Source organism: Chitinibacter sp. FCG-7 (assembly GCF_040047665.1).
GTDB lineage: Bacteria > Pseudomonadota > Gammaproteobacteria > Burkholderiales > Chitinibacteraceae > Chitinibacter > Chitinibacter mangrovi.
Genome location: NZ_CP157355.1, coordinates 3,497,282 through 3,513,408, shown reverse-complemented (window position 1 = coordinate 3,513,408; position 16,127 = coordinate 3,497,282). Strand labels below are relative to the sequence as shown.

Below are 16,127 nucleotides of genomic sequence, written 5' to 3'. Positions count from 1 at the left end.
ATTGCCGCAAGCCAATCGAGATTTAGCCTAGAGGGCAATACCCCGCCTTAGAGAGCAGCCTTAAATCGCCTCAATCTGCTCGGTCAGCTCCAGCCATTCCAGCTCCAGCGTCTCCACCTTGGCTTTTAAATCGGCTTCCTGTTTGAGTACCTGCTGCAGCTGGTCTTTTTTCTCGACGCTGTATAAGGTTTCATCAGCGAGCTGCCCGGCGATTTGCGCTTGCAACTCATGCGCTTTGGCCATTTCCTTTTCGTTTTTTTCGCGCTTTTTTTCCAGCGGCTTGCGCAATTCGGCCAATTTCTGGCGTTCTTGCGCTTCTTGGCGCTTTTGCTCTTTGCGATTCACCGCCTCACCGGATGCAGCTGGTGCTATGGGTTTGGCCGCTTTGTCCTGAGCGTTGCGCTGCTCCTGGCTATAGCGCGTGTAATCATCCAGATCGCCGTCGAATGGCCGTACAGAGCCATTTTCAATCAGCCAGAAATCATCCACCGTTGCACGCAGCAAGTGGCGATCATGCGATACGACAATCAGCGCGCCCTCGAAATCCTGCAGCGCAAACGTCAGCGCTTCGCGCATTTCGATGTCCAAGTGATTTGTTGGCTCATCGAGTAGCAATAAATTGGGTTTTTGCCAGATCAGCAAGGCCAGCGCCAGCCGGGCTTTTTCGCCGCCGGAAAACGGCGCCACCGGACAAGTGGCCATATCGCCGTGAAAATTAAAACCACCCAGAAAATTGCGATGCTCCTGCTCGCGTGTTTTGGGGTCCAGATTTTGCATATGCCACAGCGCTGACTCTTCAAGGCGCAGGTATTCGAGCTGATGCTGAGCAAAATAGCCCACTTTTAACCCCTTACCTTCGGTGCGCACGCCTTTGAGCAATGGCTGCTCACCGGCCAGCGAACGGATAAAAGTCGATTTACCCGCGCCATTAACCCCCAGCAAACCGAGGCGGGCTTTATTTTCCAGACTCAGCTCCAGATCGCGCAAAATCGGTTTTTCGGCTGCATAGCCAGCTTGCGCGTCTTCCAGTCGCACCAGCGGGCTGGGTGAAGAATCTGGCTCGCGAAAAGCAAAAGTAAATGGCGAATCCACGTGCGCGGCGGCGATGCGTTCCATCTTTTCCAGCGCTTTGACCCGGCTTTGCGCCTGCTTGGCCTTGCTGGCCTTGGCTTTAAAGCGGGTAATAAAGCTTTCCAGATGGGCAATTTGCCGTTGCTGTTTTTCGTAGGATTGTGATTGCAGCGCCAGCTTTTCGGCACGCTGATTTTCAAAATCGGCGTAATTGCCGGTGTAGAGCGTCAGCTCGGCATTCTCGACGTGCAGAATTTGCCCGACAGTTGAATCAAGAAAATCACGGTCATGCGAAATAATCAGCAACATACCGCGGTAGGATTTAAGCCAGTTTTCCAGCCAGACAACCGTTTCCAGATCCAGGTGATTGGTCGGCTCGTCAAGCAAGAGCAAATCAGAGCGGCACATCAGTGCTTGCGCCAGATTCAAACGCATGCGCCAGCCGCCGGAAAAGCTGGAAACCGGGCGGGAGATTTCTTCGACGCTAAAGCCAAGACCAGCGAGCAATTTGCCCGCCCGCGCAGGCGCGGAATAGCCATCAATCGCTTCAAGCTGGGCCAGCAATTCACCGTGACGCAGGCCATCATGTTCTTCGCTGGCATCCGCAGCCAGTAAATCGGCTTCGATGCGACGCAATTCAACATCGCCATCGAGGACATAATCCAGTGCCGAGCAGGCCAGCGCCGGGGTTTCCTGCGCAACATGCGCGATGGCCGCGCGCGGCGGCATTTCCAGATTGCCTTCGTCGGCATGGATTTCATCGCGCAACAGCGCAAAAAAGCTGGATTTGCCAGCGCCATTGGCGCCAACCACGCCGGTTTTCGAGCCGGGGTTCAAGGTTAAATCAACGCGGTTCAAAAGAACTTTGACACCGCGACGCAAGGTAAGGGATTTTAGTCTGATCATGCGCCGATTTTAACAGAGCTGAGCGCCTTGCTGCCGACCCAAGCCGAGAATAAATCAGCCTGCAGTGAGCTAAATGAGAAAAGCAGATTTGGCTCGCACACGCTCTGCTTGCTGGTTGGCACTTAGAACCAAAGGCGGCTCGAGCAAGCTGAGATGCAATATCAATACAAACTCAACACGGGGTATTGGCCTGCATGCATTATTCAACATGCTCTACAGGCATATACCCCTAAAGAGGGGAAATCAAATCAGGGTCGAATAGAGCAAAATACCGGCAATCGCAAAAATGGCCGCAATCAGATCGTCCAGCATCACGCCCAATCCACCTTTGATGCGGCGGTCAAACCAGCTGATAGGCCAGGGTTTGACAATGTCAAACAGGCGGAACAGCGCAAAAGCGATCAGCCACGCCAGCGGATCGGTCGGCGTAAAGCAGAGCACCATCAGCATGGCCATAATTTCATCGATGACAATGCCGCCATAATCGCTCACGCCCAGCGCCTTGCCGGTGACCTCCGACGCCCAGACGCCCAAGGCGAACAGCGGGATGCAAAAAGCGAAAATCACCGGATTGGGTAGCAGCCATTGCAAAGCGGCCATGATGGGCAAGGCCACCAGCGTTCCCCAGGTGCCGGGGGCTTTTGAAGCCAGGCCACTACCAAAACCAAAAGCCAGCCAGTGCGCCGGATGGGAAAAAACAAAACCCAGATCGGGCTTAAGCTGAGGGGGCTGTTTTTTGTCGCTGCTGGCAGAAATCGGCATTGCGTTTATGTCGTTTTAAAATGGTCAAATCCGCCGAAAGACAGCGCTAATGGCTGATCATTCGAGTCTAGAAACTGCAGCGGCTCGGTTTGCGCTGAGGCGGGCAAAATGCTGCCGATGCGGCTGGCGCTAAGCCCGCAGTGGGTCGCAATGGCGGCGATCTGCTGGCGTGCCGATTGCGGCGCAGTAAAGCACAATTCGTAATCGTCGCCCCCCGCCAGCTTGGCTTCCAGCGCCAGCGCGGCGGGCAAGTGACTGAGCTGCGGCGCAGCAGGTACATCATCAATCCGGATTTGTGCGCGGCACTGTGAGCGTTGGCAAATATGCCGCAAATCACCGGCCAAACCGTCCGAAATATCCAGCGCAGCATGCGCATACGCGGCAATGGCTCGCCCAAATGCCACTCGCGGCTGCGGCAAATCAAGCCGCAAATCGCACTGCCGGGCAATATCGACGGGCAACTGGGCGCGCCCGGTTCGGTGCATCACCGCTGCCGCTGCGCCGCCTAGGGGGCCTGTCACCCAGATGTCATCACCCACTTGTGCGCCGCTACGAAGCATGGCACGCCCCTGCGGCACTTCGCCAGCCACCTGAATCGCAATCGTGAGCGGCCCCCGTGTGGTATCGCCACCGACCAGCTCGATCTGATGCTCGTCAGCCAGCGCAAACAAACCACGGCTGAAAGCTGCCAGCCAGTCGGGATTGATCTGCGGCAACGCCAGCGACAGCGTAAACCACGTTGGGCGTGCGCCCATCGCAGCCAGATCAGAGAGATTCACCGCCAGGCATTTATGCCCTAGCCGCTCCGGGTCGGCGTCGGCAAAAAAATGCCGGCCAGCGACCAGCATATCGGCCGACACCGCCAGTTGATGACCTGCACTCACGCTCATCAGCGCGGCATCGTCGCCCACGCCCAAATCGGCGTGCTGCAAAGGCAGCGTTGGGCGGGTGAAATACCGGGCAATCAGATCGAATTCATTCATAAGTATTAAGACAAAAGTTTCCGCGCATCGTTATCTCGCCTAGCCGTACCTGTGTACTGTCTTCGGCTCGATGCCTTGCACGAAAACTTTTGGTCAATGACTTCCGAGCTGCCAATCAACCCTGACGTTTGGCGCGAATGGCGGCAAATTCGGTGCTACGCACCAGCTCAGCCAGCTTATCGAGTACGCCATTGACGAAACGGTGACCATCACTGCCGCCGTAGGTTTTGGTCAGCTCGATCGCTTCATTGATAATCACCGGATACGGCGTTTCGGGCATCGACATAATTTCGAAGGCGCCGGTGTAGAGCACAGCCAGCTCAACGGTGCTGACTTCTTCCAGCGGGCGATCAACGTGCGGCTCAAGTGCACTCGTCAGTTTGGCCGCATCCTTGATCACGCCAAACAGAATGGCGCGGTAGAGATTGGCGTCGGCCTTGGTGAAATAAGTGCTGCTGCCACGCAGATAGAGGTCAATATTATTTACCGTGTCGTGGCTCATCAGGTATTGATACACCCCCTGCACCGCAAATTCGCGCGCACGGCGGCGGGCGGACTTCATTGGCGGTTTTTTTGCGGGCGGTGTTTTCTGTTCTTCGGTCATGCTTGTAATGCCTTTACTAAATTAGCGGTTTCTACCGCAACACGCGCGGCTTCGCGCGCTTTTTCGATAACACGGACTTCTGCTTGCTCGTCCGTTTCAGTGGTCAAAATGCAATTGGCAATCGGCAAGCCAAAATCGAGCGTCACCCGGGTTACGCCTGCGCCGGACTCGTTGGCCACCAGTTCAAAATGATAAGTTTCGCCGCGAATAATCGCGCCCAGCGCGATCAGCGCGTCAAAACGCTCGCTGGCCGCCATGGTTTGAAGCACAAGCGGGATTTCCAGCGCACCAGCAACACTACTGAGCAAAATATCTTGCGGCGCAACGCCCAGCTTGATCAGCTCGTCCAAACAATTGTCGCGCAAGCCTTCGCAAATTGGCGTATTAAAACGGCTCATCACCACGCCAATGCGCAGGCCGGTGCCAGACAAATCAGGTTTAATCAATGCAATGCCTTCCACGCTCATTTTTTATCCTTTTCAATATTCGTTCTATTCGCTCACCGCCAGCGGCAGTAAGCTCAAATTAGTCTTTAAAGCTGCTTATTCAGTCTGATAAAAGCCAGTGATTTCCAGACCAAAGCCAGTCATGCTCGGGATCTTGCGCTCGGGCGACATCAGGCGCATGCGTCCAACACCCAGATCTTTCAGCATCTGCGCGCCAATACCGTAGGTACGCATATCCCATTTCTGCGGTTTATTTAGTTTGAGCTCAGGCAGAGCACGTGCTAGCAGATCGCTACCATCTTCAGCGCGATGCAAGAGCACCATCACGCCCTTGCCCGCTTGTTCAATCGCTTGCAGCGCCGACTCGATACTCCATGAATGGCTACGCGCATCCAGATCAAGCCAGTCGATCACCGACAGCGGCTCGTGCACGCGAACCAGCGTGTCTTCATCGGCACAGGGCTGGCCTTTAACCAGAGCCAGATGCGTTGCCGAGGTGAGTTTGTCGCGATAAACCGCCAGCTCGAACTCGCCAGCAAAAGTGCGTACCGGGCGGCGGCCGACGCATTCGATCAGCGTTTCGGTGCGGCTACGGTAATTAATCAAATCGGCAATCGTACCGATTTTCAGATTGTGTTCCTGGGCAAAAACCAGCAATTCAGGCAGGCGCGCCATCGTGCCGTCGTCGTTCATGATTTCGCAAATCACCGACGCAGGTGTCAAGCCAGCCATCATCGCCAGATCACAACCGGCCTCCGTATGTCCCGCACGCACCAGCACGCCACCGGGCTGCGCCATCACCGGGAAAATATGACCAGGCGACACAACATCGCTGGCCTTGGCGTCAAAAGCCACGGCTTTGCGGATCGTGAGTGCTCGATCATGCGCCGAAATCCCGGTGCTGACGCCTTCGGCCGCTTCAATCGATGCGGTGAAATTGGTGCCAAATGATGAGCCATTGCTCGAGACCATCGTCGACAGATTTAGCGTTTTGCAGCGCTCGGGGGTAAGGGTCAGGCAAATCAGGCCACGGCCAAATTTGGCCATAAAGTTAATCGCTTCGGGCGTAACAAAGTCAGCCGCCAGTACCAGATCGCCTTCGTTTTCACGGTCTTCCTCGTCAACCAGCACAACCATGCGCCCGGCTTTGAGTTCGGCAACAATTTCATGTACGGGGGAAATCTGGCTCATGCTGAGGTCACTCCTATTTGAACGGTGCCCGATGAAACCATGCGCTCAACGTAGCGCGCAATCAGGTCTATCTCCAGATTGACGCTCGCACCGGCGATTAATTGCCCCAACGTGGTGACGGTCAGCGTGTGCGGAATCAGATTGATTGAAAACACGCAACCATCCGCCGTGTCGCGCACGGTATTGGTCGTTAGCGAAACGCCATTCACGACCACCGAGCCTTTGGCGGCCAGGTATTTGGCCAGATTTTTGGGCGCGCAGATCACCAGCTCGCGATTTTCGCCAACCGGCTCAAAACTGATCACCTTGCCCACGCCGTCAACGTGACCGGATACCATATGGCCACCGAGCATATCGCCCAGCCGCAGGGCTTTTTCCAGATTCACCTTGCCGCCCGCCTCGCTCAAACCCACGGTGCAGCGCAGTGACTCATCAGAAACATCAATTTTGTAACGATTAGGGGGTATCAGCTCGATCACCGTCATGCATGCGCCACTGTGGGCAATACTATCCCCCAGTACCACATTGGACATATCAAGATCGGCCGCATTCACGGTCAGCTGAACACCGCCATCAAACGTTTTGACGTCTTCAATCTGGCCAACGGCCTGAATAATGCCTGTGAACATATTAATCCTTGTGCTCGGGAATTGATGATGGCTCAGGAAACACTGCAGGATTTCCAGCGCGAACTCGTGCCGATGATTTCAACTCGTTGCAGTGATTACAGAAATAACTTTTCGCACCGCAAGCGGCCAGAACTTCGATTTCCTTGCCACAATCCGGGCAAAGTAATTGCTTGTTATCGCTCATTTCACGCTCCTGAAGTACTTTCAGCGAAGACGCTGTTTGGGTCGGTCAAGCGCAAGGTAATGCGCTGATCGTCGCCAACCATGCGGCGTTCGATCACAGTCGGGCGGTACTGATCGTTTAAATCGGCCAAGCTGAAATCGGCCATCGCCTGTCCCTTGCCGATCAGGCTCATGGCCTGATACAGGATGATTTCATCGACTAGGCCAGCTTGCAGCAAAGCGCCGACCAGCTTGCCGCCCGCCTCGACGGTGACTTCATTAAAACCCTGCTGGCCCAGGTAGGCAGACACTGCGTGCAAATCAAGCTTGCCATCTTGCGCAGGCAGCGTGGCAACGGTGACGTTGGTCGCGTCGTAAGGACTGACGGATTGCGCTACATTCAGCGTGGTCAGCAGATGTGTTTTGCCACCATCGACCAGAATCCGGGCATTGGCGGGGGTGCGCAGCTGGCTGTCGAGCACGACACGCTGCGGTTGGCGGACTTGTTGTGAAGCCGGAAAATCGCGCACATTCAATTGTGGATCGTCGGCCAGCACGGTGCCGATGCCTGTCAGCATGGCGCACGATCTGGCGCGCAGTTTTTGCACATCGGCGCGGGCGGCCGCGCCGGTAATCCATTGCGACTGGCCATTCTCAAGCGCGATGCGCCCATCCAGACTGGCAGCCAGCTTGACGCGCAGCCATGGGCGCTGACGAATCATTCGCGACAGAAAGCCTTTATGGTGTTCGCGTGCCTGCGCGGCCAGCAGACCGTGCGCAACTGCAATATCGTGCGTCGCCAGACGCGCCAGACCCTGCCCGGCCACCAGCGGATTCGGATCGCGCAGCGCAGCGACGACCCGATCAACGCCAGCACCGATCAGCGCGTTGGCGCACGGTGGCGTGCGGCCAAAATGGCTGCAAGGCTCCAGCGTGACGTAGGCTGTGGCACCGACAATCAGCTCGGGCGCGCGGGCTTTCGCCATTTTCAGCGCCATGATTTCCGCATGCGCACCGCCAGCGGCCTGGCTGTGGCCGTAGCCGATGATTTGTCCGTGATTCACCAGCACGGCACCGACGCAGGGATTGGGCGTCGTCAAATGCGCGCCTTGCGCTGCGATTTGCAACGCCTTGGCCATCATTGCATGGTCGAAAGCGGTAAACATGCTTATTCCTTCGTCACTTCACGATTGCTGACTTCACGAAGAACGTCGCGGAAATCTTCAACGTCCTGAAACGAGCGGTAGACCGAGGCAAAACGGATATAAGCCACTTTATCAAGCTTGGCAAGCTCGGCAATCACCATCTCGCCAATCTGGCGCGACATGATTTCGCGCTCACCGACGGTGAGGACTTTCTGAATAATGCGGGAAATGGCTTCGTCAACGAGCGGGGTCGGGACGGGGCGTTTATGCAGGGCGCGCAAGAAGCTGGTGCGGACTTTTTCACGATCAAACTCGGCGCGCTGGCCGTTCTGTTTAACCACCTGCGGCATACGCACTTCGGCGGTTTCAAAAGTCGTAAAGCGCTTGTCGCAAATCGTGCAGCGGCGACGGCGACGAACGACGTCGCCTTCATCAGATACGCGCGAGTCAACGACTTGCGTATCAGGGGAACCACAGAATGGGCACTTCATTAACGAACCCCGGGCAAAAGATCGAAAAAGATCAATGAGTATTAAATCAGGGCGAGCATAAAAATCTCAAGCCCGCATATACTCTAGTTAGGTATTGAGCTGTATGCATTGCTGCACATCAAGTTCAAGAACATACATCAAGCAATTAAACAAAAGCTTCCACGCAAGGCGAAAAGCCGAAGACGAAGCTACGCGGCGTGAGCGCTTTGAGTTTAACTTTGACTAAAAAACACAAAAGGTGGAGCGCAATGCCCCACCTCTTTTTCAGCGTACGCGAGTAAAAAGTTACGCGCCGTAAACTGGGAATTGTGCAGTCAACGCTTTCACTTTGGCTGCCACTGCGGCGATATTCGCTTCGTCTTCCGGATTGTCCAGAACGTCGGCAATCAGGTTCGCAACCTGGATCGCTTCAGCTTCTTTAAAACCACGGGTCGTAATCGCTGGTGCGCCGATACGGATACCTGAAGTCACAAACGGGCTTTCCGGATCGTTCGGGATCGCGTTTTTGTTCACAGTAATGTGGGCTTTACCCAAGAAAGCATCAGCTGCTTTACCGGTCAAGCCTTTAGGACGCAGATCAACCAGGAATACGTGCGACTCGGTGCGACCAGAGATGATACGCAGACCGCGCTCTGCCAAAGTTTTTGCCATCGCTTGCGCGTTCAGCAAAACTTGTTTTTGGTATTCTTTGAATTCTTCCGTCGCCGCTTCTTTGAAAGCCACCGCTTTACCTGCAATCACGTGCATCAGCGGGCCGCCTTGCAGTGTCGGGAATACGTTTGAATTCAATGATTTTTCAAACTCGGCTTTAGCCAAGATGATACCGCCGCGTGGGCCACGCAATGTTTTGTGCGTGGTTGACGTTACGAAATGCGCGTGTGGCACTGGATTTGGATATACGCCAGCAGCGATCAGACCAGCGTAATGCGCCATGTCGACCATAAAGTAAGCGCCCACTTTATCGGCGATTTCACGCATGCGCGCCCAGTCAAAACGCAGGGCGTAGGCTGAAGCGCCGCCGATCAGCAGTTTTGGCTTGGTTTCCATCGCGACGCGTTCCATATCGTCGTAATCGATTTCTTCGTTTTCGTTCAGACCGTAAGCAACGATGTTGAACAATTTGCCCGACAGGTTGGCAGGAGAGCCGTGAGTCAGGTGACCACCATGACCCAGATTCATGCCCATCACAGTGTCGCCCGGCTTCAGGATCGAGAAGTAAACGGCTTGATTGGCTTGCGAGCCTGAATGTGGCTGCACATTGGCATATTCAGCGCCAAACAATGCTTTTACGCGATCAATCGCCAGTTGTTCGATCACGTCAACGTGTTCGCAACCGCCGTAAAAGCGTTTGCCTGGGTAGCCTTCAGCGTATTTGTTCGTGAGTTGAGAGCCTTGGGCTTCCATCACGGCTGGGCTGGTGTAGTTTTCAGACGCGATCAACTCGATGTGTTCGTGCTGACGAACAACTTCAGCAGCGATTGCTGCAGCGAGATCTGGATCGTAAGAGGCGATAGTTTGGGACTTCGAGAACATGAGCGGGAAGCATCCGTAATCGTTGAAAGATGCAGGATTCTAACACGACTTGGCGCAAATCGAGATGCACGGTGATCAGCTTGCCATGCAAGATTTTCATGATTTCTTTTTGCGCCAGATATTTGCAAGAATTTTGACCGTATGTACAAAGCTGATTCTTTCGTCCGAAACGGCATCCAGAAACTCGGACAAGACCTTGGATTTGGCCACGGTGAGAAAAATCAGCCAGACAATCGGCACACTGACCATCGCAAAGTACGCCAGTTTGATCCAGCCAGACTCATCGGCCAAACCAAACAGATTCATGCCTAGAAAGCCGGTAATTGTCGTGCCGATCAAACCAAAAACCGTCACCACGGTCAAACGCACGACGGTATCGGCTTGCCGGCGCAAATCGTCATTTTCCAGATACTGATTCATGCTTTGCACCGAGTCTTTAACATCCTGATGCAATCTATCGGTACTCAAATGATGCGACATCATTTGAAAGAGCTGATCAGACACCACCTGGTTGGAAACTTCCCGAAACCAGTAACGCTGGTTGAAACGCAAAAAACCTTCCAGCAAAAGCCGGATTTCCCGCTTGAAAGTCCTGATTGAACGAACATCTTTCAAGTTGAGTTCGGACAAAGCCACGGCCAGGCGATCAGAAAACATCAGCAAAGCGGCTTTGTGAAAATGCGCAATCAGCGCCATCAAAAAATGCTGATGTCGAAATTGCCCCAGTATGCCCGTGTAGGGGTTGGAATAGAACTCGTTGCCATGCATACCCACCATCACAAAGGCGTGACCATTACACATCATCCGGGTAGAGGCTGTGGCATGGCCTCGCTCGGGAACCCAGAAACGGTCATAGCAGCAAGTGCGCTCAAACTCATCGAACATTTTCTGTGTGTAGGGCTGGGAATCGCTATGACCGGGCCGGGTCACCATGCCCAGCCGGTAAAAATCTTCTTCGCTGAGCTTGAACGGATCATCCACCGCCAGATAGGCCAGAATCGGCATGCGGTGATATTCAATTTGCCGATAGCGCAAGGCACCCACAGCCGACGAGTGATGCAAAACCAGTGGCTGCAGCAGAAAATCCCAGTGCGCCGCCATACGGGGCGCACGATACTGCCCCAGGTGAGCCAGATAGCCCGCGCGGTCTTCAAAATCAGATTCGGCAATGACGTCGCCATCCGCATTGAGCCACGCCACCTTGCGCAGGCAATTGGCCGCGGTTGCATCCTCATCCCACTGAGCCGGAAAGGCGCGACCAAACCGGAATAGTGCATCCTGCACGCGCTTAAGCGGCAGATTATCCCCCATGATCTCAAACGCGAGGATCACCACGTCGACGTCGTAGAAGAAATACAGGTCGATATGGGCAACTTTGAAATGATGAACTGCACCATCTTTGAACATCATCAGCACGGTGCTGATGTCGGTGCGGCGAAAAACATGCAGCGGCGAATGGCCGTAGCTCCCCAGATTGGAAGCCCTGTTTTCGCCATATAAAAACCGCTGAACATAAGGCAGGAAGGTGACAAACTCCCGATAGTGTCGCTCTTCAAACTGCTCGGGATCGCCATCAAACTCGGTCGGGCGCGGCTGCCACGGCGAACCGGCTGCGGCAGCTTCTTCCATCGCTTCCCACTGCCGCCCCATCGCCCGATGTTCGCCATCTTTGTGCGGCGTAGGCATCAACTGCAAGGGCCAGATCAGAATCTGGCGGAAATGCTTAACTACAATATCTGCGCTGCTCGCCATATCTCCCCCTTGCAAGGACATACTGGCGAGCGCAAAGGCGAACTTTACAGCCCTTTGACGGCGTAAACCGCCAGCGTATTGCGCCAGTAACCCTGGTAATCCATGCCACAACCGAACAGAAAGCGATCTTCAACTTCCATGCCGACAAAATCGGCCTTGATGCCCGTCGCTTTGCGATTATGTTTTTTGTCGATCAGCACCGCGACGTGAACCGCGCTGGCACCCTGCTGCTTGCAATAATCAACAATGGCCGCCAGCGTGTGGCCTTCGTCGAGAATATCGTCAACAATCACTACTGTGCGACCGCGCATGTCTTCGCGTGGCTTTACCTTCCAGTCCAGCTCGCCGCCTGAAGTTTCATTGCGGTAACGCGTGGCATGCAGATAGGCCATTTCCAGCGGGAACTTCAGGCGTGGCAACAAATGTCCTGCCACAATCAACCCGCCGTTCAGTACGGTATACACCACCGGATTGGTGTGCGCTAAAGCCTGGCACATGGCCTCGCCCATTTGATCGAGTGCGGCCAGCACCTCGGACTCCGGGTGCAGACAATCGGCGTTATCCAAAATGGTACGGGCTTCAGGTAGTTCCATAGTCACGATGACATCCTCAGGCCGGTTAATGACCGGCAAAATCACAAACGGTAAACAATTCTATGCCTTGCTGGCGCACCAGATTCGAGCCACCTAGCTCGGGCAAATCAACAATGGCAGCCGCCTCAACCACATTCGCGCCGATGCGTTTAAGCAGATTGGCCGCCGCGATCATGGTGCCACCCGTGGCCACCAGATCATCAATCAGCAACACCCTGTCACCCGCCTTGCACGCATCGGCGTGCAGCTCAACGGTGGCCGAACCATATTCAAGCTCGTACTCTTCGGCCACGGTATCGAACGGCAGCTTGCCTTTTTTACGCACCGGCACAAAACCCAGATTAAGCTCGTACGCCACAACCGCTCCCAGAATAAAACCGCGCGCGTCAACGCCAGCGACCACATCCAGCTGCTGGTCCATATAGCGATGCACGAATATATCCACCAGTACCCGGAATGTTTTTGGGTCCTGCAATAGCGGCGTAATGTCGCGAAACATCACGCCCTGTTGCGGCCAATCCGGCACGGTACGTATCCGCGAGCGAATGTATCCAGCGTACGGGGGCTCAACGATCTGCGGCTCGACAATCAGTGGCGAAGTCATCAGTCAATCTCAGTGGAAAAAGGCAAATTTAACAACCCACAGACCGGCAATAATCAGCACTGCCGGGCTTAAATCGTCTCGGCGGCCCGCCAGCAACTTGATCACAGCATAGCTGATAAAACCAAATGCAATACCATCGGCAATCGAGAAGGTAAATGGCATCGCCAGCGCGGTCATTACCGCTGGCGCGGACTCGGTCAGATCGTTCCATTCAATTTCAGCCAGACCGCGTGTCATCAGTACCGCAACATAGCAAAGCGCTGGTGCCGTCGCATAGGCCGGGACAGTTGCCGCCAGCGGCGAAAACCACAACGCCAGCAGAAACAGGATGGCCACCACCAATGAAGTCAGGCCTGTACGCCCGCCAACGGCAGTGCCCGCCGCCGACTCGATATACGCTGTCGTAGACGATGTGCCCATAGCTGCACCGGCAGTAATGGCGACCGAATCGGCCAGCAAGGCTTTTTTCAGGCGTGGCAGTTTGCCATCTTTATCGAGCAAACCGGCGCGGTGCGATACGCCCACCAAAGTACCAGTGGTATCAAATAGGTCGACAAAGAAAAAGACAAACACCACTCCCAGCAGGCCGACATTGAGCGCACCTGCGATATCCATTTGCATGAATGTTGGCGCCATTGACGGCGGCGCAGAAAACACGCCTTTGAATTCGGACAGGCCCAGCGCAATTGAAATCGCCGTCACTGCCAGAATGGAAATGATGATCGAGCCATGAATCTTGCGGTATTCCAGCGCAATAATCAGGAAGAAACCAAAGATCGCAAGCAAGGTGGTCGGCGAATGAATATCGCCCAAAGTCACCAGAGTGGCGGGAGAGCCAACTACGACACCGGCGTTTTTCAGCGCGATAATCGCCAGAAACATCCCCACCCCGGCCGAGATCGCCAGCTTGAGCGAGTGCGGGATCGCGTTCACAATCGCCTCGCGCACTTTAAACAGCGAAACAATCAGGAAAATAATGCCGGAAACAAACACGGCGCCCAAGGCCACTTGCCATGACACGCCCATACCCTTGACCACGGTAAAGGTGAAGTAGGCGTTCAAGCCCATGCCGGGTGCCAATGCAATCGGATAGTTGGCCACTAGCGCCATAATCGCCGTGCCCAGCGCCGCAGCCAGACAAGTAGCCACAAAGACCGCGTTAAAATCCATGCCGGTCAGCGCCAGAATGGACGGATTGACAAACACGATATAGGCCATGGTCAGGAATGTTGTAAAACCCGCGATGACTTCGGTTTTAACATCAGTCCCATGCTCTTTGAGCTTGAAAAAAGCGTCCAGCATGTCTCTTCCCCGTTTCATTTAATGAATCAAATTGATACAAAAAGCGAGCGAAGGCAGCGTGTTATGCCGCCTGCGCTCGCCATCATATTGCGCCCTGCTTAATACCCGATACCGCTTAAGGCCAGAACACCAATCAGCGCAAAAATGGCCGCAGCCACAAATCGCACCATGCGCAAAATATGCATACGCGTGGCAATCCAGTCGCCCAGATAGACCGCAGGCACATTCGCCAGCATCATGCCGACGGTGGTGCCTAGCACCACCTGCCACAGTGGCGTGTATTTTAACGCCAGCGCCACAGTGGCAATTTGCGTTTTGTCACCCATTTCGGCCAGAAAAAAAGCAATACAGGTCGCAATAAATGCGCCATAGGGTTTGACGACGGCCTCGCCCTCTTCCATCACATCCGGAATCAAAGCCCACGCCGCAATCGCCAGAAAGCCCAAACCCACAATCCAGCGCAGAATCTCCGGGGAAATCAGCCCCGCCACCTGCTGCCCGATCCAGCCGGCAGCAAAGTGATTTAATACTGTAGCAACAAAAATGCCCGCAACAATAGGTAGCGGGCGACGAAACCGGGCAGCCAGAATGAGTGACAGCAATTGGGTCTTATCCCCCATTTCGGCCACTGCGACAACACCGGTAGAAATCAGTAAAGCATCAAACATTGAACAGGCTCCGGGGTGGGCAAACGAGACGAGGCCAGCCACGCCGCCCACCCCACAAGGGTACCGCATGGTCAGCCTCGGGTCTCATCAGGCGCACTGAACTTGCCGCGGTCGCACAGACCGCAAAGACAAAACCCAGCGCACTGTAGGCGCCATGAAGCTGCATTAGCGAAACATCAGCAGCTTCAAGTTTGTTGACGCAAACCTGGCTCAATTGCATTTTGGCAAACGGCCAGCGATTACTCCCCCGAAGGAAGCCGACATTCTAAAACAGGCAGCGCAATACTTACAAGTAAGGGATTATCGCGACTGATCGGCGAGGCGTTGCTGCGCCCATTTGAGCACCCCCGTGCAGCCGTCTTCAATCAGATCGAGTACATGCTCAAAGCCATCAGAGCCGCCGTAATACGGATCAGGCACTTCGCGCTCACCCGCCTCGCTGGCATAGTCCAGAAACAACTGCACTTTATGCTGCAAATGCGCCGGGCAGCGACGATGCAAATGATTAAAGTGCCCCTGATCCATCGCCAGAATCAGATCGAAACGCTCAAAATCAGCCGCGCGCACTTCACGGGCACGCAAGCTGGACAAATCATAGCCGCGTTTTTTGGCATGCTGCTGGGAGCGTCGATCCGGCGCTTCGCCCACGTGATAGTCGGCAATCCCGGCCGAATCAACCATCACCTGCTGCGCAAGATTTTGATCAGCCAGCATTTGCCGCAACACACCGTCAGCAGTCGGGCTGCGACAAATATTGCCGGTGCAGACCATTAAAACCGAATACAAGGCGCTCATTAAATACATCCATGGGTATATGTTTGAAATTAAATCCCAACAATGGCCACGTGCACATACCCCTGCAACACCAAGCAGACTGACTTAAGCCGGATTTGCTTTGGCTCGCTCAGGCGTTCACCGCGTAGTCATGCACCATAGTCAGGGCGATATTTTTTAGCTGCACGCATTGCTGACATTGTGCCTGCAAGCGCTCGTTTTCCATAGCCAGCCTGCGCAACTCGTCGGCAATCGCCAGCAGGTTTTCGCGTGCCATTCCAGCCCCCTCTTGCGCCGACGCCAGGCGTTCGGCCATTTCCAATGACAGCATATTGCCTCCAGATATTCATACCCCTTTCAGGATGAAAGGCGCAACAGCATTGCACCGCAAAACACGGCTTAGCACCTAGATCAGGATCAAACCAGAGCCCGATAAGTGATTTTCGCATCAGGGATGTAGTGTATATATTTTCACTACACATCCTTGATATAAATCAATCCGCATTGCTGA

At 54.6% G+C, this 16,127-nt stretch carries 18 protein-coding genes; all 18 read right to left on the bottom strand.

Annotated features, from left to right (window positions below):
* Positions 1–60 precede the first annotated feature (60 nt).
* The 18 genes from ABHF33_RS16555 to ABHF33_RS16470 all read right to left on the bottom strand — a co-directional run bounded on the left by ABHF33_RS16555 (position 61) and on the right by ABHF33_RS16470 (position 15,947).
* Positions 61–1,977, bottom strand: coding sequence for an ATP-binding cassette domain-containing protein (locus tag ABHF33_RS16555; RefSeq protein WP_348944984.1), 1,917 nt, complete (start codon positions 1,975–1,977; stop codon positions 61–63).
* Between the two features lie 243 nt (positions 1,978–2,220).
* Positions 2,221–2,739, bottom strand: a complete 519-nt coding sequence (locus tag ABHF33_RS16550) for a phosphatidylglycerophosphatase A family protein (RefSeq protein WP_348944983.1) — start codon at positions 2,737–2,739, stop codon at positions 2,221–2,223.
* Positions 2,740–2,744: 5 nt separating this feature from the next.
* Positions 2,745–3,722, bottom strand: coding sequence for a thiamine-phosphate kinase (gene thiL, locus ABHF33_RS16545; RefSeq protein ID WP_348944982.1), 978 nt, complete (start codon positions 3,720–3,722; stop codon positions 2,745–2,747).
* Between the two features lie 115 nt (positions 3,723–3,837).
* The gene (gene nusB, locus ABHF33_RS16540) at positions 3,838–4,284 is read right to left on the bottom strand and encodes a transcription antitermination factor NusB (RefSeq protein ID WP_348946659.1); all 447 of its coding nucleotides are present in this window, start codon (positions 4,282–4,284) and stop codon (positions 3,838–3,840) included.
* Between the two features lie 38 nt (positions 4,285–4,322).
* Positions 4,323–4,793, bottom strand: coding sequence for a 6,7-dimethyl-8-ribityllumazine synthase (gene ribH, locus ABHF33_RS16535; RefSeq protein ID WP_348944981.1), 471 nt, complete (start codon positions 4,791–4,793; stop codon positions 4,323–4,325).
* A gap of 75 nt (positions 4,794–4,868) precedes the next feature.
* Positions 4,869–5,963 carry a bifunctional 3,4-dihydroxy-2-butanone-4-phosphate synthase/GTP cyclohydrolase II gene (gene ribBA, locus ABHF33_RS16530; protein WP_348944980.1) on the bottom strand — a complete coding sequence of 365 codons (1,095 nt, stop codon included), beginning with the start codon at positions 5,961–5,963 and terminating at the stop codon, positions 4,869–4,871.
* Complete coding sequence (locus ABHF33_RS16525; protein WP_348944979.1) at positions 5,960–6,592, bottom strand: riboflavin synthase; 633 nt, start codon at positions 6,590–6,592, stop codon at positions 5,960–5,962. The genes ribBA and ABHF33_RS16525 overlap by 4 nt, the downstream gene beginning before the upstream one ends.
* A gap of 1 nt (position 6,593) precedes the next feature.
* The gene (locus ABHF33_RS16520; RefSeq protein WP_348944978.1) at positions 6,594–6,776 is read right to left on the bottom strand and encodes a zinc-ribbon domain-containing protein; all 183 of its coding nucleotides are present in this window, start codon (positions 6,774–6,776) and stop codon (positions 6,594–6,596) included.
* A 1-nt stretch (position 6,777) separates the two neighbouring features.
* Positions 6,778–7,920, bottom strand: coding sequence for a bifunctional diaminohydroxyphosphoribosylaminopyrimidine deaminase/5-amino-6-(5-phosphoribosylamino)uracil reductase RibD (gene ribD / locus ABHF33_RS16515; RefSeq protein ID WP_348944977.1), 1,143 nt, complete (start codon positions 7,918–7,920; stop codon positions 6,778–6,780).
* 2 nt (positions 7,921–7,922) lie between these two features.
* Positions 7,923–8,390, bottom strand: a complete 468-nt coding sequence (gene nrdR / locus ABHF33_RS16510; protein ID WP_157315458.1) for a transcriptional regulator NrdR — start codon at positions 8,388–8,390, stop codon at positions 7,923–7,925.
* Positions 8,391–8,675: 285 nt separating this feature from the next.
* Positions 8,676–9,923, bottom strand: a complete 1,248-nt coding sequence (glyA, locus tag ABHF33_RS16505) for a serine hydroxymethyltransferase (protein ID WP_348944976.1) — start codon at positions 9,921–9,923, stop codon at positions 8,676–8,678.
* Between the two features lie 96 nt (positions 9,924–10,019).
* Positions 10,020–11,675, bottom strand: coding sequence for a CorA family divalent cation transporter (locus tag ABHF33_RS16500; protein ID WP_348944975.1), 1,656 nt, complete (start codon positions 11,673–11,675; stop codon positions 10,020–10,022).
* 44 nt (positions 11,676–11,719) lie between these two features.
* Positions 11,720–12,268 carry a hypoxanthine-guanine phosphoribosyltransferase gene (locus ABHF33_RS16495; RefSeq protein ID WP_348946657.1) on the bottom strand — a complete coding sequence of 183 codons (549 nt, stop codon included), beginning with the start codon at positions 12,266–12,268 and terminating at the stop codon, positions 11,720–11,722.
* A gap of 25 nt (positions 12,269–12,293) precedes the next feature.
* A complete protein-coding gene (locus ABHF33_RS16490; RefSeq protein WP_348944974.1) occupies positions 12,294–12,872 on the bottom strand; it encodes an adenine phosphoribosyltransferase in 579 nt (192 codons plus the stop codon).
* Positions 12,873–12,881: 9 nt separating this feature from the next.
* Positions 12,882–14,192, bottom strand: coding sequence for an NCS2 family permease (locus ABHF33_RS16485; protein WP_348944973.1), 1,311 nt, complete (start codon positions 14,190–14,192; stop codon positions 12,882–12,884).
* Positions 14,193–14,272: 80 nt separating this feature from the next.
* Positions 14,273–14,842 carry a TMEM165/GDT1 family protein gene (locus tag ABHF33_RS16480; protein WP_348944972.1) on the bottom strand — a complete coding sequence of 190 codons (570 nt, stop codon included), beginning with the start codon at positions 14,840–14,842 and terminating at the stop codon, positions 14,273–14,275.
* A 300-nt stretch (positions 14,843–15,142) separates the two neighbouring features.
* Complete coding sequence (locus ABHF33_RS16475) at positions 15,143–15,637, bottom strand: low molecular weight protein-tyrosine-phosphatase (RefSeq protein ID WP_348944971.1); 495 nt, start codon at positions 15,635–15,637, stop codon at positions 15,143–15,145.
* Positions 15,638–15,746: 109 nt separating this feature from the next.
* Entirely contained in the window at positions 15,747–15,947 is a 201-nt protein-coding gene (locus tag ABHF33_RS16470) for a hypothetical protein (protein WP_348944970.1), read from the bottom strand.
* Between the last annotated feature and the right edge of the window lie 180 nt (positions 15,948–16,127).